This window comes from Xanthomonas sp. LMG 12462 (assembly GCF_009192885.1).
Taxonomy (GTDB): domain Bacteria; phylum Pseudomonadota; class Gammaproteobacteria; order Xanthomonadales; family Xanthomonadaceae; genus Xanthomonas_A; species Xanthomonas_A sontii.
Genome location: NZ_NMPP01000084.1, coordinates 1 through 19482, shown reverse-complemented (window position 1 = coordinate 19482; position 19482 = coordinate 1). Strand labels below are relative to the sequence as shown.

Annotated in this window: 14 protein-coding genes; 5 read left to right on the top strand and 9 right to left on the bottom strand. The window is 71.3% G+C overall.

Annotation, left to right across the window (positions count from 1 at the left end; genetic code table 11):
- Nucleotides 1-78: 78 nt before the first annotated feature.
- Nucleotides 79-654: an N-acetylmuramoyl-L-alanine amidase gene (locus CEK69_RS18740; RefSeq protein WP_152181776.1), complete on the bottom strand. Its 576-nt coding sequence runs from the start codon at nt 652-654 to the stop codon at nt 79-81.
- Nucleotides 655-676: 22 nt separating this feature from the next.
- Between CEK69_RS18740 and CEK69_RS18735 the strand changes: the two genes are divergently transcribed.
- The 5 genes from CEK69_RS18735 to rlmKL all read left to right on the top strand — a co-directional run bounded on the left by CEK69_RS18735 (nt 677) and on the right by rlmKL (nt 6582).
- Nucleotides 677-1168, top strand: coding sequence for an MOSC domain-containing protein (locus tag CEK69_RS18735; protein ID WP_152247319.1), 492 nt, complete (start codon nt 677-679; stop codon nt 1166-1168).
- Entirely contained in the window at nt 1165-1692 is a 528-nt protein-coding gene (locus CEK69_RS18730; protein ID WP_152247317.1) for an alpha/beta fold hydrolase, read from the top strand. Before CEK69_RS18735 ends, CEK69_RS18730 begins: the two co-directional genes overlap by 4 nt.
- A gap of 14 nt (nt 1693-1706) precedes the next feature.
- Nucleotides 1707-2210, top strand: coding sequence for an N-acetyltransferase (locus tag CEK69_RS18725; protein ID WP_153750543.1), 504 nt, complete (start codon nt 1707-1709; stop codon nt 2208-2210).
- 171 nt (nt 2211-2381) lie between these two features.
- Nucleotides 2382-3995, top strand: coding sequence for an ABC-F family ATP-binding cassette domain-containing protein (locus CEK69_RS18720; protein ID WP_152247313.1), 1614 nt, complete (start codon nt 2382-2384; stop codon nt 3993-3995).
- Nucleotides 3996-4407: 412 nt separating this feature from the next.
- A complete protein-coding gene (gene rlmKL, locus CEK69_RS18715) occupies nt 4408-6582 on the top strand; it encodes a bifunctional 23S rRNA (guanine(2069)-N(7))-methyltransferase RlmK/23S rRNA (guanine(2445)-N(2))-methyltransferase RlmL (RefSeq protein WP_152247311.1) in 2175 nt (724 codons plus the stop codon).
- Between the two features lie 226 nt (nt 6583-6808).
- Here rlmKL and CEK69_RS18710 read toward each other — a convergent pair whose 3' ends face one another.
- The 8 genes from CEK69_RS18710 to CEK69_RS18675 all read right to left on the bottom strand — a co-directional run bounded on the left by CEK69_RS18710 (nt 6809) and on the right by CEK69_RS18675 (nt 19409).
- Nucleotides 6809-7852, bottom strand: coding sequence for an HD domain-containing phosphohydrolase (locus CEK69_RS18710; protein WP_152247309.1), 1044 nt, complete (start codon nt 7850-7852; stop codon nt 6809-6811).
- Nucleotides 7849-11919, bottom strand: a complete 4071-nt coding sequence (locus tag CEK69_RS18705) for a CHASE domain-containing protein (protein ID WP_226975230.1) — start codon at nt 11917-11919, stop codon at nt 7849-7851. The genes CEK69_RS18710 and CEK69_RS18705 overlap by 4 nt, the downstream gene beginning before the upstream one ends.
- A 339-nt stretch (nt 11920-12258) precedes the next feature.
- Nucleotides 12259-13500 (bottom strand): DUF445 family protein, encoded by a 1242-nt coding sequence (locus tag CEK69_RS18700; RefSeq protein ID WP_152247321.1) that lies wholly within the window; start codon nt 13498-13500, stop codon nt 12259-12261.
- Between the two features lie 261 nt (nt 13501-13761).
- The gene (locus CEK69_RS18695) at nt 13762-14613 is read right to left on the bottom strand and encodes a plasmid replication/partition related protein (protein WP_152247307.1); all 852 of its coding nucleotides are present in this window, start codon (nt 14611-14613) and stop codon (nt 13762-13764) included.
- A 162-nt stretch (nt 14614-14775) separates the two neighbouring features.
- Nucleotides 14776-15090, bottom strand: coding sequence for an EthD family reductase (locus tag CEK69_RS18690; protein WP_017908811.1), 315 nt, complete (start codon nt 15088-15090; stop codon nt 14776-14778).
- A gap of 230 nt (nt 15091-15320) precedes the next feature.
- The gene (locus tag CEK69_RS18685; RefSeq protein WP_152247305.1) at nt 15321-16829 is read right to left on the bottom strand and encodes a CoA-acylating methylmalonate-semialdehyde dehydrogenase; all 1509 of its coding nucleotides are present in this window, start codon (nt 16827-16829) and stop codon (nt 15321-15323) included.
- A gap of 26 nt (nt 16830-16855) precedes the next feature.
- A complete protein-coding gene (ald, locus tag CEK69_RS18680; protein WP_152247303.1) occupies nt 16856-17968 on the bottom strand; it encodes an alanine dehydrogenase in 1113 nt (370 codons plus the stop codon).
- Nucleotides 17969-18032: 64 nt separating this feature from the next.
- Nucleotides 18033-19409, bottom strand: a complete 1377-nt coding sequence (locus CEK69_RS18675; protein WP_167521989.1) for an aspartate aminotransferase family protein — start codon at nt 19407-19409, stop codon at nt 18033-18035.
- Between the last annotated feature and the right edge of the window lie 73 nt (nt 19410-19482).

Below are 19482 nucleotides of genomic sequence, written 5' to 3'. Positions count from 1 at the left end.
GGAGCGCGAGAATGCGACCCTGTCTGATACTCCATCGCGGCCCGAATCAGCCGTTCCAATCCATCGCCTCCAAGGCGGTCACACAGGCGGCGCATACGGCGCCAGCGTCACCGCCTCCAGCACCTGCGGCCAGGGAAAGCGCGGGCCCGGATCCAGCTTGCGCTGCACCTGCCGCGTCGGATCGTCGCTGGCCGGTTCCAGGCTGCGGTCCAGCGCCTCGTGTCCGGCGATGTGGCGCAGCTGCGGCAGTTCCGCGCGCAACTGCTGCAGCAGCCGGATCAGCGCCTGCACTTGCGCCGGCGGGTAGTCCTCGCACATCGCCTGGTGGCGCGAATCCAGCCACAGCGGATAGCGTCCGCGGTTGACCAGTTCGATGCCCAGCGATTGCCGGTTGTAGCCGCGCACGTGATGCGCGATGCGCTCCGCGGGCACGTAGCGATGCACGCTGCCGTCGCGGTCGATGTAGAAATGGCCGCTGTTGCCGGTGCCCGACGGATACAGCACACGCTCGCCGTACAGGCGCGCGCTGGCCAGGTCCGGCAACTCGGTGCAGTGGATCACCGCCAGCGTGATGCTGTCCGGCGCGCGCTCCTGCAGCAGGCCGACGTAAGGCAGGGGCGCATCGTGGATCGGCAACGGCGGGGTAGGCGACATGCGCGGATGCTAGCATTCGCCGATGACTCTGACTTCCGAAAGCCCGCTGGCGACCCTGCTGGCCACACTGCCGCGCGCCGGACGCGTGGAATGGATCGGCCTGCGCCCGGCGCGCGACGTGCCGATGCACGAGGTCGACGCCGCTGAGGCGCAGACCGAGGGCGGCCTGCACGGCGACCGCTACGCCGGCCGCAACGGCAAGCGCGGCGTGACCCTGATCCAGGCCGAACACCTGCCGGCGATCGCCGCGCTGGCCGGCCATGCGGCGGTGGCGCCGGCGACCCTGCGGCGCAACGTGGTGGTCTCCGGCATTCCGCTGATCGCCCTGAAGGGGCGCCGCTTCCGCATCGGCGAGGTCGAGCTGGAAGGCATCGCGCCGTGCGACCCGTGCTCGCGCATGGAGCAGGCGCTGGGGCCCGGCGGCTACAACGCCATGCGTGGCCACGGCGGCCTGTGCGCACGCATCGTGCAAGGCGGCACGCTGCGGCTGGGCGATGCGGTGGTGGCGCTGTGAGCCGCGGCCACTGCATCCTCTCGCACGGCTTCGAGAGCGGGCCGGACGCGATCAAGGTGACCGCATTGGCCGAGGTGGCGGAGCGCCTGGGCTGGAGCCATTCGCGCCCGGACTACACCGACCTGGATGCGCGCCGCGACATCAGCCCGCTGGGCGACGTGCCGACCCGCCTGCAGCGCCTGCTGGAGCTGGCGCAGGCGGCGGCGCAGCGCGGGCCGGTCGTACTGGCCGGTTCCAGCCTCGGCGCCTACATCGCCGCGCAGGTGTCGCTGCACGTGCCGGTGCGCGGCCTGTTCCTGATGGTGCCGCCGACGCGGATGGGGCACATGCCGGCGTTGGATGCGGCACCGGTGCCGACCTCGGTGGTGCATGCCTGGCGCGACGAACTGATTCCCGCCAGTGAAGTGATCGCCTGGGCGCAGGCGCGCGCGGCGCGGCTGCTGCTGGTCGACGACACGCATCGCCTGGGCGAGCACGTGGCGACCTCGGCGCAGGCCTTCGCCGAGCTGCTGGAGCGCCTGTGAGCGCAGCCGACGACATGCTGTTGCGCGCCGAGCGGCCGGCCGACGCGGCGGCGATCGAGGCGCTGACCCTGGTCGCCTTCTTCCGCGTCGCGCACAGCCGCCACGACGAGCAGGACATCATCGAACGGCTGCGCGCGGACGGCGCGCTGACCCTGTCGCTGGTGATCGAGCACGAGGGCTACATCGTCGGCCACGTCGCGGTGTCGCCAGTGAGCCTGTCCGACGGAAGCCGCGGCTGGTACGGGCTGGGACCGCTGTCGGTGGGGCCGGGCCACCAGCGCCAGGGCCTGGGCACGCGGCTGGTGCGCGAGGCGCTGGCGCAGTTGCAGGCGCTGGGTGCGGCCGGCTGCGTGGTGCTGGGCGACCCGGCCTACTACGCGCGCTTCGGCTTCCGCCCGGAACCCGGGTTGACGCTGCCGGGCGCGCCGGTGGAGGCCTTCCAGGCGCTGGCCTTCGGCGAGCGCCTGCCGCCGATGGCCGAGGTGGCCTACCACCCGGCGTTCCTGTCCGCGGCCTGAGCCAGCGCGCCACGCCGTGGCCCGTCGCGGCCGCGTTGCGTTAGCATCGTCCCGCGTCCACTCCGATCGAGGATCCACGCCGATGCGCCATTGATGCCGCCGTCTTCGCGACGGCCCTCGTCCCACCTGCCGAGCGATCGGCGGGCACGACCGGCATCCATGGAGGTTCCCATGACGCATCCGCTGCTTGCGCTGGACAGCGCGACCCATGTTCTGCCCGACGGCAGGATTCTGTTCTCCGATCTGCACTTCGCGCTCGATACGCGCCGCACCGGCCTGGTCGGCCGCAACGGCGTCGGCAAGAGCGTGTTCGCACGCCTGCTTGCCGGCGAACTGACGCCCAGCGCCGGACGCTGCATACGCCATGGCCGCCTGCATTACGTGCCGCAGCAGATCGCGCCGGCGCCGCACGCCTCGGTCGCCGACCTGGCCGGTGTGGGCGCGGCGTTGCGGGCGCTGGCGCGGATCGAGGCCGGCAGCGCCGACGTGGCGGATTTCGACGCGCTGGGCGAACGCTGGGACATCGCCCAGCGCCTGCAGGCGCAGCTGCACGCGCACGACCTCGGCGCGCTGGAGCCGCACCGCCTGGCCGCCACGCTCAGCGGCGGCGAGGCGATGCGGGTGGCGCTGATCGGCGCCTGGCTGGCCGAGGCCGATGCGCTGATCCTGGACGAGCCGACCCTGCACCTGGACGCGGCGCAGCGGCAGCGCCTGCGCGAGGCGCTGCAGCGCTGGCCGGGCGGCCTGCTGGTGATCAGCCACGATGCGCTGCTGCTGCAGGACATGCAGCGCACGCTGGAACTGTCGCCAGGCGGGCTGCGTGACTACGGCGGCGACTACGCGTTCTACCTGCAGTGCCGGGCGCGCGAGCGCGAGGCCGCGCAGGCCGAACTGGCGCAGCACAAGCTGCAGCAGGCGCGCGACAACGCTGCCTGGCAGGCACAGCACGATCGACAGCAGCGGCGCAGTGCGCGCGGGCGGCAGCAGGCCGGCACGGCCAACCAGGCGCCGATCCTGCTCGGCCGGCAGAAGCAGCGCAGCCAGGACAGTGCCGGCAAGCGGGTGCGCGATCATCAGGCCACGCAGGCGCGCAGCCTGGAGCGCATCGCCGAGGCCGCGCGCCAGGTGCAGCCCGACGCGCCGGTGGCGCTGTTCGCGCCGCCGCCGGCCGATGCGGCCACCCGTCGCCTGGTCGAGCTGCAGGCAGTGCGGCTACCGTTCGCGCCGGCGACGCGGCAGCCGCTGGATCTGGTGGTGCAGGGCGGCGCACGCATCGGCGTGGTCGGGGCCAACGGCAGCGGCAAATCCACCCTGCTGCGGCTGCTGGCCGGGCAGGTGGCGGCGCTGTCCGGTAGCTGCCGGGTACGCGCCGCCAGCGCCTACCTGGACCAGTCGTTGGCGGCGCTGGACCCGGACGCCACCGCGCTGGCGCAGGTGCAGGCCGCCGCGCCCGGCATCGCACTCGCCGACCTGCGCACGCGGCTGGCCTTGCTCGGCCTGGACGCGCAGCGCATCGGCGTGCCCTGCGGCCAGCTCAGCGGTGGCGAGCGACTGAAGACTGCGCTGGCCTGCGCCTTCTACCGCACGCCGCCGGCCGAACTGCTGTTGCTGGACGAGCCGGACAACCACCTGGACCGCGAAGCCCGCGACGCCTTGCGCGCGGTGCTGCTGCAGTACCCCGGCGCGCTGCTGGTGGTCTCGCATGATGCAGAGTTCCTGGACACACTGCGCCTGCAGCAGCGCTTGCAGGCCGATCCCGAGGCGTGGCGGCTGACGCCGTGGTGAGCGGCGTACGCTGCCGTCGACGGGGTCTGCCGCCGGGCCTGCCCGGCGCCGGATTCGTGGTCTCGCATTGCGCGATGCGTCGCGCACCAAGGCGGCAGGAGGGCGCGTCTGCAGCGCCAGCTTCATCTGCCACGGCGCGGGGTGGTCGCGAAGCGAACGCCGGCGGGCGACGTCGCTGTGCCCGTCACACGAGGCCAGTGACGGCCGCGGCGCACCCTGCGCCAGGGCACCGCGCAGCAGGCAGGGGCGCACGGACCCTGTGGTATTCTGCGCGCCGTTCCGGTGCGGTGCGTGCGCGTGCCCATCCCTCGATCCGCGGCCGCGGCCGCGGTAACGCCGGATCCGGCGCTGCGATGCGCCACGCGCGCGGCGTCCGCCGTGCCTCCCTCCCGTCCGTCCTGGTCCGCCTTCCGTGAAATTCTTCGTCTCCTGCGCCAAGGGCCTGGAATACCTGCTCGTCGATGAACTGCTCGCGCTTGGCGTGGCGCAGGCCACCGCCACCGTCGCCGGGGTCAATGCCGAAGGCAGCCTGCAGGACGCGCAGCGCGCGGTGCTGTGGTCGCGCCTGGCCAGCCGGGTGCTGTGGCCGTTGCAGTCCTTCGACTGCCCCGACGAGGCGGCACTGTACGCCGGCGTGGCCGCGCTGCCGTGGCGCAGCCATCTGGCGCCGCAACACACCCTGGCGGTGGACGCGCATGTGTCCGGCACCGGCATCACCCACGCACGCTTCGCCGCGCAGCGGGTCAAGGATGCGGTGGTGGACACGCTGCGCGGGGAGGGCCTGGAGCGGCCGTCGGTGGACGTGGAGCACCCGGACCTGCGCCTGAACCTGTCGCTGCGCAAGGGCCGCGCCACGCTGTCGGTGGACCTGGGCGGCGGCTCGCTGCACCGGCGCGGCTGGCGCCAGGCGCAGAACGAGGCGCCGCTGAAGGAGAACCTGGCTGCGGCGGTGCTGCTGCGCGGGCAGTGGCCGGCGCTGTATGCGCAGGGTGGCGGGCTGCTGGATCCGATGTGCGGCAGCGGCACACTGCTGATCGAAGGCGCGCTGATGGCCGCCGATGTCGCGCCGGGCCTGCTGCGCGGCGAACTGGCGGCGCAGCAGCGCGGCGACACCGATGCCGATGCCGCGCCGAGTCGCTGGCTGGGGTTCGACGTGGCGGCCTGGCGTACGCTGCTGGCCGAGGCGCGGCAGCGCGCCCAGGCCGGTCGTGCCGCGTTGCGGCCGGTGCTGTACGGCAGCGACATCGACCCGCATGCGCTGCGCGCGGCGCGCGAGAACGCGCTGGCGGCCGGCGTGGTCGAGGCGATCGCCTTCGCCGCGCACGACGTCGCGGCGTTGCCTGCGCCGGCGCAGGCGCTGGGCACGGTGGTGTGCAATCCCCCCTACGACGAGCGCCTGGCCGCCGACGCGGCGCTGTACCGGCGCCTGGGCGACGCGCTCAAGCGCGCGGTGCCGCAGTGGCGCGCCAGCCTGCTGTGCGGCAGCGACGAACTGGCCTATGCCACCGGCCTGCGCGCGGCCAAGAAGTACCAGATGTTCAACGGCGCGCTGGAATGCCCGCTGATTGTCTGCGACCCGATCGCGGTCGCGCCGCGCGCCGGCGCCACCGAGGAACCGCGCGCGCTCAGCGACGGCGCGCAGATGGTGGCCAACCGCCTGCGCAAGAACCTGCGCAAGTTCAAGACCTGGCGCACGCGGGCGGGGATCAGTTGCTACCGCGCCTACGACGCTGACCTGCCCGAGTACGCGGCGGCGATCGACGTGTACCAGGAGGACGGCGGCCAGGCGCGCACCTTCCTGCACGTACAGGAGTACGCGGCGCCGGACAGCATTCCCGACGCGGACGTGCGCCGTCGCCGCAACGAACTGCTGGCGGCCGCGCGCGAGGTGTTCGCGGTGCCGGCCGAGCAGGTGGCGCTGAAGACCCGCGAACGCGGCAAGGGCGGCAGCAAGTACGGCCGCTTCGAGCAGCGCGGCGAGTTCCTGGTGGTGCGCGAGCACGACGCGCTGCTGCGGGTGAACCTGTTCGACTACCTGGATACCGGGCTGTTCCTCGACCACCGCCCGCTGCGCGGGGTGATGGCGCAGCAGGCGCGCGGCAAGCGTTTCCTCAACCTGTTCTGCTACACCGGCGTGGCCAGCGTGCAGGCGGCGGTGGCCGGCGCCGATTCCACCACCAGCGTGGACCTGTCCGGCACCTATCTGCAGTGGTGCGCCGACAACCTGGCGTTCAACGGCAAGGGCGGCGCCCAGCACCGGCTGGTGCAGGCCGACGCGCTGAGCTGGCTGGAGGCGGAGAAGAACCGCTACGACGTGATCTTCTGCGACCCGCCGACCTTCTCCAATTCCGCGCGCGCCGAGGATTTCGACATCCAGCGCGAGCACGTGCGGCTGTTGCGCGCGGCGGTGGCGCGGCTGATGCCCGAGGGCGTGCTGTACTTCTCCAACAACTTCCGCCGCTTCAAGCTGGACGAGAACGCGCTGGCCGAATTCGCGGTGTGCGAGGAGATCAGCGCGCAGACCATCGACGTGGATTTCGAGCGCAACCCGCGCATCCACCGCGCCTGGCGTCTGCAGCGGCGCTGAGAAGCGGTGCCTCGTGTGTCTTTCTGCAGGAGCGGCTTCAGCCGCGATGGGCGTGACCGGTCACGCCCGTCGCGGAGCGTAGTGCGCTGTTGCTTCTCCATCCGCGAGAAGGGGCCCCGAAGGGGCGGGTGAGGGGACGGGCGACGCCGCGTGTCCTCGATCTCTGCGCGTCGCTTCGCGCCGTCCCCTCACCCCAACCCCTGTCCCGGGGGGAGAGGGGCTTGTATCAACTGCCGTGATGCCCCAGCGCGGTCTGCGCCTTGCCGCGTGGCGGCGGGTCATCCTCGGTCTCGCGCTCGTTCCAGTACGCCTGGATCTGCAGGATCTGCGGCAGGATCGCCTCGAACAACTCGACCAGACGCGGCTCGAACTGGCTGCCGGCCTTGTCGCGGAACAGCGCCATCGCCTGCTCCAGCGGCCATGCGTCCTTGTACGGGCGCGGTGAGGTGAGCGCATCGAACACGTCGGCCAGCGCCACGATCCGTGCCGATTCGGGAATCTGCGTGCCTGAAACGCCGGCCGGGTAACCGCCGCCGTCCCAGTGCTCGTGGTGGTACAGGGAGACCTCGGCGGCGAGTCGGAACAGCGGTGCGCTGCTGCGGCTGAGGATGTCGTAGCCGATCCGCGGGTGCCGCTTCATGACCTGCCACTCGTCGGCGTCCAGCGGCCCGGGCTTCTTCAGCACCGCATCGGGGATGCCGATCTTGCCGGTGTCGTGCATCGGCGCGGCCTGTTCCAGCAGATCGGCGTCCTCGCACGACCAGCCGGCGGCCAGCGCGAGCGCGCGGGCGTAGGCGGCCATGCGCCAGATATGCGTGCCGGTGTCCGAGTCGCTGTAGTGGCCGGCCATGCCCAGCATCTGGATCGCGTCGCGATGGCTGTCGGCCAGGCTGGTGGCGCTGACCAGCGACAGGTGGGTGCGCACCCGCGCGCGCAGAATGCTCGGCGAGTAGGGCTTGGTGATGTAGTCCACGCCGCCGGCGTCGAACCCGATGCTCTCGTCGGTGTCCTTGTCCTTGCCGGTGACGAAGATGATAGGGATCGCCGTGCTGCGCGCATCTTCCTTCAGGGTGCGGGCGAGGGTGTAGCCGTCGATGTCGGGCAGGTCGACATCCAGCAGGATCAGCGCCGGGCGGTGCTTGGCCACCCCGCGCAGGGCTTCGGCGCCGTTCTTGGCAAACACCAGCGCGTAGTCCTCGCGCAGGAGCTGGCGGATCAGCGCCAGGTTGCTGGGTTCGTCATCGACACAGAGGATGCAAGGCTGGGTCATGGCGTGTTCCCGTCTGATACGCGCTGCTGCGCGGGCGGCGCACTCTTATGACTTTGATCATCGGCCAGCCATCGCCTGACTTGAGCCTCGGCTTCGCGGAAGGAAAAATTCTCCAGCAACAGTTGCAGTTCGGCGGCCTGTGCCGCCGGCAGGACCGGCGCCAGTTGCCGCAGCGTGCGGTCGATGCGGTCCGGATCGTCGCTGTCCAGCACCTGCAGCACCTGATACCAGGACGCCTGCAGCGTCGCCGGATCGACCGCGGCGAGGTTCGCTGCCGCGGGTGGCGCCGCACCCTGGGTGGCGTCGGCGAAGCGCAGCACTTCGGCCGCGGTGTCGGCCATCGCCGCGGCCAGCGCGGCGATCTCGGCATCGGCCTGCGTCGGCGCCGTGCTCAAGCGTTCTTCGAGGGCGGCGCTGGCGATGCTCAACGCCGGCAAGGCCAGCGATCCGGCCGAGCCGCGCAACTTGTGCGCCAGCGACACGGCCTCGGCCGGCCGTTGCGCTTCCAGCAGGGTGCGGACGCTGGCCGCCGGGTCGGGATGTTCCTGCAACAGCTTCAGCAGATAGCGCCGATACGGCTCGCGTTCGCCCCAGAGCCGCTGCGCCTGGACGGTATCGAGCAACGCAGGGTCGCTGACCGGCCAGTCGTCCGCCGGCAGCACCGGCGGTGGCACCGCCAGCGGCAGCAGCGGCAGCGAGGTCAGGTTCGGCGGCAGGAACCGGCGGATGATCGCGATCAGGTCCTCGACCTGGAACGGTTTGGCGATGAAGCCGTTCATGCCGCTGGACAGCGCCATCTCCTGCTGCTGGCGATAGGCGCCCGCGGTGAGGGCGATCACCGGCACGGCGGCCAGGTCCGGATCGGCACGCAGTTGCCGGGTGGCTTCGTAGCCGTCCATGGTCGGCATCTGCACGTCCATCAGCACGACGTGGAAGCGGCCGGGATCGCGGCGTAGCCGCTGCAGCGCCTGGGCGCCGTCCTGCGCCAGCTCGACCAGCGCGCCTTCGCCTTCGAGGATGCGCTGCGCGACCTCGCGGTTGATGTCGCTGTCGTCGACCACCAGCAAGCGAGCCCCGGCCAGGCGTGCGACGCCGTCGCCGGGCGCTGCCGCGGGCAGCTCGCCGTTGCGACGCGCCAGCAGCATGGCGATGGTGCGCTGCAGGGCCGAGGCGGTGACCGGCTTGGTCATCACCGCATCCACGTCGGCGACGCCAGGCTGCTGCTCCTGGATCATGCGCCGCTCGTAAGCGGTGACCATGACGATGATGGGCTGCCGGTCCGGCGCCGATTGCGCGCGGATGCGCTGGGCCACGCTCAACCCGTCCAGGTCGGGCATGCGCCAGTCCAGCAGGATCACGTCGAACTCGGCCCGTTCCGGCGCGGCCGCGGCCAACGCGGCGGTGCCGCTGGACACCGCTTCCACCTGCCAGCCGAAGCCGTTGGCGATGTCGGTCAGGCTGCGTCTCACCAGGTCGTGGTCGTCGGCGATCAGCACCCGCCGCGCCTGCGCCGGTTCGGCGTCGTCGGCCGGTGCCGGCGCCACCGCGAACGGAATGACGAAGTAGAAATCGCTGCCCTGGCCGGGGGCGCTCTGCACTTCCAGTTGCCCGCCCATCAGCTCCACCAGGCGCCGGCTGATGGTCAGGCCCAGGCCGCTGCCGCCGTAGCGGCGGCTGGTGGAGGTGTCGGCCTGCAGGAACGGCGAGAAGATCAGGCTCTGCTTCTCGCGCGCGATGCCGATGCCGGTGTCGCGCACCGAGAACAGCAGCTTGAGCCTGCCGGGTTCGGCGCCGGGGAAGGCGCGCACCGACAGCACCACCTCGCCCTGTTCGGTGAACTTGATGGCATTGCCCACCAGGTTGATCAGCACCTGGTTCAGGCGCAGCGCGTCGCCTTGCAGCCAGCGGCAGCCCGGCGGCAGCGGCTCGACGATCATCTCCACCGGCTTGGCGCTGGTCGCCGAGGTCATCAGCGCGGCGATGTTCTCCAGCAGTTCGTTGAGGTCGAACGGCGCCGATTCCAGGTCGATGCGCCCGGACTCGATCTTGGAGAAGTCGAGGATGTCGTTGATGATCTCCAGCAGGTTGCGTGCCGACAGCTCGATCTTCTGGACCATGTCCAGCGCCGCATGCGACAGGTCGCCGTGCCGCAGCAGGTACAGCATGCCCAGGATCGCGTTCATCGGTGTGCGGATCTCGTGGCTCATGTTGGCCAGGAAATCGCTCTTGGACTGGTTGGCGGTTTCCGCCGCGTCGATGGCCAGGCGCAGTTCGCGCTCGCGGCGCTTCTGCTCGGTCAGGTCGACGGCGATGCCGAGATAGCCGATCACCCGCTCGTCGTCGTCGCGCAGCGTGCTCAGGGTGAGCAGCACCGGGAAGGCGTGGCCGTCCTTGCTCAGGTAGGTCCATTCGCGGGTGTCGCTGCGCCCCAGCGTGGACAGCGCCGCCACCGACTCGAACGCCGGCTGCACCGGCATGCCCGACTGCGCGGCCATGCGTTCGGCACGCGCGCGCAGTTGCTCCGGGTCCAGGAACAGGCCGGTGGCCTTGCGCCCGATCAGCTCGTGCGCGGCGTAGCCGAGCAGGGTCTCGGCCGCGGGATTGAACAGGGTGATGACGCCGTCCGGATCGGTGGCGACGATCGCATAGCCGGCATTGGCCAGGATCGCGCGCTGCAGCGCCGAATAGGTGACCAGCTCGCTGGTGCGCTCGGACACCTGCTGTTCGAGCGTGGCGTTGAGCTCCAGCACCCGCGCCTGCGCGCGCACTTGTTCGGTGACGTCGTGCAGCAGGTGCGAATGGCCGATGGTGTCGCCGCGGGTGCCGGCGATCGGCGAGACGCTGGCCAGGACGCTGACGGTGTGACCATCGCGGTGGCGCAGCTCGCGGACGCCGTCGCCTCTGTCGATGGGATCGCGGACGTGCGCGCCCAGCAACCGCTGCAGCGGCTGGCCGATGGCCTGCTCCGGGGTGTAGCCGAAGATGCGCGTGGCCGCGGGGTTCCAATGGGTCACGCGGCCGTGCAGGTCTTCGGCGACGATCGCCTCGCTGGTCCCGGCGACCAGGGCGGCCAGTTGGCTCTGCTCGCGCAGGATCAGGTCGCGGCGGCGGCGGCTGATCAGCAACAGCAGCAGCAGGGTGGCCAGCAGCAGCGCCATGCCCACGGTCAGCAAGCCGGCGAGCAGGGGCGATGTCTGGTTGAGCGAGTGCAGGAATGCGGGGGTGGCGTGTGCATCGAGCCGCCATTGGCGCCCGTATACCTGCAAGGTGCGTTCGGCCGAGGGCACCGATGCCGGTGCGGGCGCAGGGTGCGCGGGATAGAACGGTTGCGTGGGCGTCTGGCTGTCGGCCAGGCGCAGGCTCACATCCCTTGCGTGTTCGTCGGAAGACGCCAGCAGCTCGGTGATGCTAAGCGGCGCGTAGGCCCAGCCGCTGGTGGCCTGCCAGCGTTGTTCCGGCGTCTGCAGCGGCATGCCTTCGCGATAGATCGGCAGCAGCAGCAGAAAGCCGCTGCGCCCCTGTCCCGGCTTCTGCACCAGGCGGATCGGCGCGGTGATGGTCGGCTTGCCCGAGCGTGCCGCGGCGATCGCGGCAGCGCGCCGTGACGGTTCGGAGGCGATGTCCAGGCCCTGCGCCGATAGGTTTTCCTGTTGCGGCTGGATGTTCACGATCACGAAGCGGTCGCCGTCATGCGCGCTCAATTCGCTGATCTGCAGCGACGGCGCACCGTCATCGCGCGCCTGCCGGAGGAACTCCGCTTCGTCCGTGCGCGGCACCCGACGGATGTAGCCGAAGCCGCGCACGCCGGGGAACTCGCGGGCATATTCGCGCGAGGCGCTGTAGCGGTCGAAACGCGCGCGCGAGATGCGGTCGCCGCCGGCGGCGATGACCGCGCCGCGCGCGCCGCGCAGGCCGTGTTCGTACATGTTCATGCGCTGGCCCAGCTCATCGGCCACGTGCGAGACCAGTTGCTGGAAACGGTTCTGCGCCTGCGCGCGGTTGCGCTGCTGCACGGTGTGGGCGACCAGCAGCGCGGCCATCAGGCCAAGGGCGAGCACGACGGCCACGGCCAGATAATCCCGGCGGGCAGGGCCGACAACGACGGTTCGGCGTTTCTTTGACATGCTCCCCTTTCCTTTGACGAGCGCGTTGGGCACGCGCATCGGCTTTTCCCGATCCCTTGCGAGATGGCGTTCACAGTGACAATGAACGCTGAGCGGAAATCGTGTCCCACGCTAACGCGGGCGCGGCGCCTGCGCCAGCCCCGATGCAGACAGTGGGGTGGCGTGTCTACGCGGTGCTGCAGGGATTGCCCCGTGTGCTGCGTGCCCCGCCGGGCCTGGCACGCCGTGCAACCTGGCACCGGTGATGCCGTTGCGCAGTACTGCTCGCGCTGCTTCGCCCGCTCAGTCGAACATTGTGACGGCCGCGTGAAGCGCCAGCCCGATCAGCCCGCCGACCAGGGTGCCGTTGAAGCGGATGTACTGCAGGTCGCGACCCACGCTCAGTTCCAGTTGCTCGACCAGGTGGCGTTCGTCCCAGCCCTTCACGGTCTGCGCGATGTGCTCGGTGACGCCGCTGCGCAGGCGCTGGGTCAGCCGCTCGGCGCCGCCGAGCAGGTGCTGGTTGAGCGCCTCGCGCAGGGCGGGATCCTGCGCCAGCGACTGGCCGAGCGCAGCGAGTGCGCGCTGCAGGTGCTGCACCAGCGCGCCGTCCTGGCGCGACAGGTCCTCGCGCAGCGCAGCATGGATCTGATCCCACAGGCCCTGCACGTACGCCTGCACGCCGGGGTGGTCGATCAGCCGCTGCTTGAGCGCCTGCACCTTGTCGGCGGTGGCCGGATCGCTGCGCAGCCGCTGCACGTAACCGCCGAGCCAGCGCTCGTAGTCCTGGCGCAGCGGATGCTGCGGCTGCGACAGCACCTCCTGCAGTTCCTCCAGCAGCGCGTGCGCCAGGCGCTCGGCGAGGGTGTCGGCGATGCCTTCGACCGGCTTCACCCACTCCACGGTGCCGACCAGCTTGGGCCACTCGCGGCGCGCGTACTTGACGATCATCGCCGACACCCGCTGCTTGACCGCGGCATCGTCCAGGTGCCGGCCGAGCCGGGTCAGCGCTTCGTCGAGCAGCGCGTGGTGGCGGCCGTCGGCGGTGAGCAGGCCGAGCAGCTCGCCGGCGGTGGCGGCGGCGTCCCAGTCGCGCAGCCGCGCCACCACGAAGCCGTGGATGCGACGCCGTACCGCCGCTTCGTCGAGCAGGTCCAGCGCCTGCAGCGCCCAGCCGCGGGCGAGGTCGGCCAGCCGTGCGGACTGCGCCGGTTCGGCCAGCCACTGGCCCAGCCGTGCCGCCGGATCGAAGGCGCTGAGCTTGGCCAGCAGCGCGGCCGGCTCCAGGAACTGATCGCGCACGAACACCGCCAGGCTGTCGGCGATACGCGCCTTGCCGTGCGGGATGATCGCGGTGTGCGGAATCGGCAGGCCCAGTGGGTGCCGGAACAGCGCCACCACCGCGAACCAGTCGGCCAGCGCACCGACCGTGGCCGCTTCGCAGAAGGCGCCGACCCAGGCCCACACGCCGCGCAGGCCCATGGCATGGCTGAGCAGGAAGCCGCACAGCATCGCCAGCAGCAACAGCGCCGCCAGCAGCTTCATGCGCCGCAGCTGTGCGCGGCGCGGATCGGGGGGCAGGGGAAGGCCGGGAGACACGCTCATGCGGCCGAGTCTACGCAGTGCGCGGTGAGCGCGGTTGCATGCGCGGCGGCCGCAGCGGCGGCGGACGCTGCTTGCCGGTGCCCGACGCCAGCCGGGACGCCCAAGGAATCAGGACTGCGCCGCACGGCAGCGGGCCATCGCCGGTCCGGTACGCAGACGTGCGTCGGCGCGCGGCACTGGCCGCGCACGCCAGCGCGTGGATCAGCCCGGCAACTGCGCGCGCAGCGCCGCCAGTTCCTCGCGCAGCGCCTGGTTCTCTGCTTCCAGTTCGGCGACGCGCTGGCGCAGCGCCATCGTGGCGTCGCCCGCCGCGTCCTGCACTTGCGCGTCAGCGTGGGCGTCGGTATCGACGTCGGCCGCTTGGGTCTGTTTCGGCTTGCGCTTGGACTCGCGGGCGCGCTTGGCGGCCTGCTTCAGTTCGTCCTTGCCGGCCATCGCCGCGGCGCGCTGTTCCTCCTCGGGCAGGCTGGCCACCGCCGCGGCGGCGTTGATCGAGATCGCACCGGATTTGACCGCTTCCACCACCTCGGCCGCGGCCTGCTTCTGGATCTTCTCGATCTGCACCACTTGGCTGTTGCTGAGCCGCGCCACGCGCGCCAGCTCGGCGCGGCTGAGCGGTGCCGGTGCGTCGGCCCAGGGGGGCATGTCGGTGTCGTTGGCGGCCTCGGCAGCCGCGTCCGGGTCGGCGGCGTCGGCCGCGGGGGCCTCCGCGGCGGCCGCGCTGGCGCGCCGCTCGGCGAGGATCTCGCGCTTGCGCAGCGCCAGCACGCCGCGCTGGAAGTCGGAGACGCTGCGCCGGCCCAGGTGCTGGTCGATCATCCACAGGTGCACGTCCTGCAGCGACTGGAAGCGGGTGTTCTGCACGGTCTGGAACGGCAGGCCGTGCTTCTGGCAGATGCCGTAGCGGTTGTGCCCGTCGACCAGGATGTCGCCCCACAGCACCAGCGCGTCGCGGCAGCCCTCGGCCAGCAGGCTGCGTTCCAGGGCAGCGTATTCGTCGGTGGTCAGCGGATCGATATAGGCCTTGAGGTCTTCTTTGACAACGATGTTCATCAACGGGCGGTGCGGCGTGGCGACGGGGGCGGCATTGTAGAGGCCGGGAATCGGGAACGGGGAATCGGGAATGGCAACAGCGTGTGTCGCGGCCGCATGGCCTGAGTCGTTCGCGCATGCGGCGCTTTCCGATTCCCTACTCCCGATTCCCCATTCCCGGCTTCACCCCACCACCACCTCACTGATCTGCATCACCGGCGTCAGGTCGGTGTAGTTCTTGATGTCGCCGAGGATCTCCTCCGCATGCGGGCCGAAGCCGGCCTGGAAGGCCTCCACCGACTCGCTGAAGATGTGGCACATGCCGACGTAGGTCGGGTCGCTGCCGGGGGTGCCGCCGGACAGGCCCTTGTCCACGGTGTAGCGCAGGCAGGCGGCGCCCATGCGCGCCTGCAGCAGCGGCATGTGCGTGTCGCGGTAGTAGGCATGGTCGAAACGGGCGCCTGGCGTGTACGGGTACATCACGCTGACCTTGATCATGGAACGGCTCCTGTGGCGGCGGTGGATCCCGGCCGGACGCCGGGGTGGCGCAAGGCTACACCCGGGCATGGTCGGCGCGTGTTGCGCTGCGGTGGGCGCAGGGCCGGGAATGGGGATTGGGGAATCGCAACAGCAAGAGCAACAGCAAGTGATGCGGTTGCCGGGTTGCCCGATGCGGGCGCCGCGGCGCTTTTACGATTCCCTATTCCCGATTCCCCATTCCCAGCCCTTTACCGCATCGTCGGCATCGCGAACTCGGCGCCGGCCGCGGCCTCGGGCCAGCGCGCGGTGACGGTCTTGAGCCGGGTGTAGAAGCGCACCCCGTCCGGGCCGTGCACGTGCAGCGGGCCGAACAGCGAGCGCTTCCAGCCGCCGAAGCTGTGGAACGCCATCGGCACCGGGATCGGCACGTTGATGCCGACCATGCCGGCCTGCACCTGCCGCGCGAACGCACGCGCCGCGCCGCCGTCGCGAGTGAACACCGCCGCGCCGTTGCCGTAGTCGTGGTCGGCGATCAGGCGCAGCGCGGCGGCGGCGTCGGCCACCCGCACCACGCACAGCACCGGGCCGAAGATCTCTTCGCGGTAGATGCGCATGTCGCTGCGCACGTGGTCGAACAGGCTGCCGCCGAGGAAGAAGCCCCGCGGATGGTCGGGCGCACCCGCCGGGCGGCCATCGACCACCAGGCGTGCGCCCTCGGCCACGCCGCTGTGGATGTAGCCGAGCACGCGCTCGCGGTGCGCGGCGCTGACCAGCGGGCCCATGTCCGGCTCGTCGCGGCCGGCGTCGGCCTGGCCCGCGCCCAGGCGCAGCGCGGCCACGCGCGGCGCCAGTCTGGCCACCAGCGCATCGGCCAGCGCGTCGCCCACGCACACCGCCACCGAGATCGCCATGCAACGTTCGCCGGCCGAGCCGTAGCCGGCCCCGAGCAGGGCGTCGGCGACATCGTCCAGGTCGGCGTCGGGCAGCACTACCAGGTGATTCTTGGCCCCGCCCAGCGCCTGCACGCGCTTGCCCAGCGCACTGCCGCGCGCGTACAGGTCGGCGGCCACCGCAGTGGAGCCGACGAAGCTCAGCGCCTGCACCTGCGGGTGCGCCAGCAGTGCGTCCACCGCCGGTTTGGCGCCGTGCACCACGTTGCACACGCCGGCCGGCAACCCGGCCTCGTGCAGCCATTCGGCCAGGAGCAGCGACGCCGAGGGTGCGTGTTCGGAGGGCTTGAGCACGAAGCTGTTGCCGCAGGCCAATGCCACCGGCAGCATCCACAGCGGCACCATCGCCGGGAAGTTGAACGGGGTGACGCCGGCCACCACGCCCAGCGGCGCGTATTCGCTCCAGGCGTCCACGCCGCGGCCGACGTCGTGCGAATGCTCGCCCTTGAGCAGGTGCGGGATGCCGCAGGCGAACTCCACCACCTCCATGCCGCGGACCACTTCGCCGCGCGCGTCGGTCACGGTCTTGCCATGCTCGGCGCTGATGCAGCGTGCCAGTGCATCGGCATGGCGTTCCAGCAGCTCGCGGAAGCGGAACAGCACCCGCGCGCGCTGCAGCGGCGGCGTGGCCGCCCAGCCGGGAAAGGCCGCATCGGCGGCACGCACCGCCATCTCCACCGCATGCGCGGCGCCCAGCCGCACGTGGCGCTGGACGGCGCCTGTGGCCGGGTCGAAGACCTCGGCGTGCTCGTCGCCGCGGAAGGCGACGGGCTGGCCGTCGATGTAGTGGGGCAGGGTGTCGCGCATCGTGCTCGATCCTCGGATGGACAGCGTCAGCCCAGCGCGTCCAGCGGCCGCACGAACTCCTGGCCCAGCGCCTGCGCCACCGCGCGGTGGGTGAGCTTGCCGGCGTGCACGTTGAGGCCGTTGCGCAGGTCCTGGTCGTCGCGCAGCGCCTGCAGCCCGTGTTCGGCCAGCAGCAGCACGAACGGCAGGGTGGCGTTGGTCAGGGCGAAGGTGGAGGTGCGGGCGACGCCGCCGGGCATGTTGGCCACGCAGTAGTGCACGATGCCGTCGACCTCGTAGGTCGGCTGCTGGTGCGTGGTCGGGCGGCTGGTCTCGAAACAGCCGCCCTGGTCGATCGCCACGTCCACCAGCACCGAGCCGGGCCGCAGCAGCGCCAGTTGCTCGCGCGACACCAGCTTGGGCGCGGCCGCGCCGGGGATCAGCACCGCGCCGATCACCAGGTCGGTGTGCGGCAGGCACTGCTCGATCGCATCGCGGGTGGAGTACAGCGTGGTCAGCTGCTGGCCGTAGAGCTCGTCCAGGTACTTGAGCCGCTCCAGCGAGCGGTCCAGCACGGTCACCCGCGCGTGCAGCCCCATCGCCATGCGCGCGGCGTTGATGCCGACCACGCCGCCGCCGATCACCAGCACCTGCGCCGGCTTGACCCCGGGCACGCCGCCGAGCAGCACGCCCGAGCCGCCCTGCGCCTTCTCCAGCGCATGCGCGCCGGCCTGGATCGCCATGCGCCCGGCGACCTCGCTCATCGGCGCCAGCAGCGGCAGGCCGCCGTGGCCATCGGTGACGGTCTCGTAGGCGATGGCGGTGCAGCCGGAGCGCTGCAGCGCCGCGGCCTGCTGCGGATCCGGCGCCAGGTGCAGGTAGGTGAACAGCAGTTGCCCGGGGCGCAGCATCGCGCATTCCTCCGGCTGCGGTTCCTTGACCTTGACGATCATCTCGGCCTGCGCGAACACGCTGGCCGCATCCTCGGCGATGCGTGCGCCGGCGCGCTCGTACTCGGCATCGGTCAGGCCGATGGACTGGCCGCCGCCGCGCTGCACCAGCACCTGGTGGCCGTGCAGCACCAGTTCGCGCACTCCGGACGGGGTCAGCCCGATCCGGTATTCGTGGTTCTTGATCTCTTTCGGAACGCCGACCAGCATGAGCGGTTCTCCAGGCAGACGCGGCGCGTGGGGAGCGCGGGCGGTGGGTTGGGTGAGGGAGGGGTCAGGGCGTGCTGCGGATCATGTCCGCCAGCACCGCGAAGATGCGCTCGATGTGCGTGGCTTCCACGATCAGCGGCGGCGACAGCGCGATGGTGTCGCCGGTGACGCGGATCAGCAGGTCGCCTTCATGGAAGCAGCGCTCGAAGATCTCGTAGGCGCGCGCGCCGGGCGCGCCCTTGCGCGGCGCCAGTTCGATCGCGCCGATCAGGCCGAAGTTGCGGATGTCGATGACGTGCGGCAGGTCGCGCAGCCGGTGGATGGCTTCCTCCCACACCGGGCCCAGTTCGATCGCCTTGTCGAACAACTGTTCCTCGGCATAGGTGTCCAGCGTCGCCAGCGCCGCGGCACAGGCCAGCGGATGGCCGGAGTAGGTATAGCCGTGGAACAGGTCGATGGCGTTGGCCGGACCGTGCGCGAAGGCCTCGTGGATGGCGTGGGACACGAACACCGCGCCCATCGGCACGCAGCCGTTGGTCAGGCCCTTGGCGGTGGTGATCATGTCCGGGGTCACCCCGAAGCGCTGCGCGGCGAAGGCGTGGCCGACGCGTCCGTAGCCGGTGATGACCTCGTCGAAGATCAGCAGGATGCCGTGCTTGTCGCACAGTTCGCGGATGCGCTGCAGGTAGCCGTGCGGCGGTAGCACCACCCCGGCCGAGCCGGAGATCGGCTCGATGATCACCGCGGCGATGGTGGAGGCGTCGTGCAGCGTCACCAGCCGCTCCAGGTCCTCGGCCAGTTCCGCGCCATGCGTCGGCAGGCCGCGCGAGAACGCATTGCGCTCCAGGTCGAGCGTGTGCCGCAGATGGTCCACGCCCGGCAGCAGCGGGCCGAACGCCTTGCGGTTGTTCGGCAGGCCGCCGACTGAAATGCCGCCGAAGCCGACGCCGTGGTAGCCCTTCTCGCGGCCGATGAAGCGGGTGCGCTGGCCCTCGCCGCGGGCGCGGTGGTAGGCGAGCGCGATCTTCAGCGCGGTGTCCACCGACTCGGAGCCGGAGTTGGTGTAGAACACGTGGTCCAGGCCCGGCGGCGCCAGTTCCACCAGCCGCTCGGCCAGCACGAACGGCAACGGCGAGCCCATCTGGAAGGTCGGCGCGAAATCCAGCGTGGCGATCTGCCGTGCCACCGCCTCGACGATACGCGGCCGCGCGTGGCCGGCGTTGCAGCACCACAGGCCGGCGGTGCCGTCGAGGATCTGGCGCCCGTCCACGCTGCGGTAGTGCATGCCCTCGGCCGAGGCCAGCAGCCGCGGCCGCGCCTTGAACTGGCGGTTGGCGGTGAACGGCATCCAGAACGCCTCCAGCGTGTCCGGCGCGCGGGTGGCCTGCGCGGCGTAATGGTCGGACAGCGCCTGGGACGAGAGGGGCGGCTGAGGGCGCATCGCAGGCTCCACGCGAGGGATGTTGAAAAAACTTTACACCATGCCGCTGCGCCGGGTGTGACCCGGCGTGTCG

Coding starts and splice junctions, on each gene's coding strand:
- CEK69_RS18740 (WP_152181776.1), bottom strand. CDS start 654: ATGTCGCCTACCCCGCCGTTGCCGATCCACGATGCGCCCCTGCCTTAC.
- CEK69_RS18735 (WP_152247319.1), top strand. CDS start 677: ATGACTCTGACTTCCGAAAGCCCGCTGGCGACCCTGCTGGCCACACTG.
- CEK69_RS18725 (WP_153750543.1), top strand. CDS start 1,707: ATGCTGTTGCGCGCCGAGCGGCCGGCCGACGCGGCGGCGATCGAGGCG.
- CEK69_RS18720 (WP_152247313.1), top strand. CDS start 2,382: ATGACGCATCCGCTGCTTGCGCTGGACAGCGCGACCCATGTTCTGCCC.
- CEK69_RS18710 (WP_152247309.1), bottom strand. CDS start 7,852: ATGACCCAGCCTTGCATCCTCTGTGTCGATGACGAACCCAGCAACCTG.
- CEK69_RS18700 (WP_152247321.1), bottom strand. CDS start 13,500: ATGAAGCTGCTGGCGGCGCTGTTGCTGCTGGCGATGCTGTGCGGCTTC.
- CEK69_RS18695 (WP_152247307.1), bottom strand. CDS start 14,613: ATGAACATCGTTGTCAAAGAAGACCTCAAGGCCTATATCGATCCGCTG.
- CEK69_RS18690 (WP_017908811.1), bottom strand. CDS start 15,090: ATGATCAAGGTCAGCGTGATGTACCCGTACACGCCAGGCGCCCGTTTC.
- CEK69_RS18685 (WP_152247305.1), bottom strand. CDS start 16,829: ATGCGCGACACCCTGCCCCACTACATCGACGGCCAGCCCGTCGCCTTC.
- ald (WP_152247303.1), bottom strand. CDS start 17,968: ATGCTGGTCGGCGTTCCGAAAGAGATCAAGAACCACGAATACCGGATC.
- CEK69_RS18675 (WP_167521989.1), bottom strand. CDS start 19,409: ATGCGCCCTCAGCCGCCCCTCTCGTCCCAGGCGCTGTCCGACCATTAC.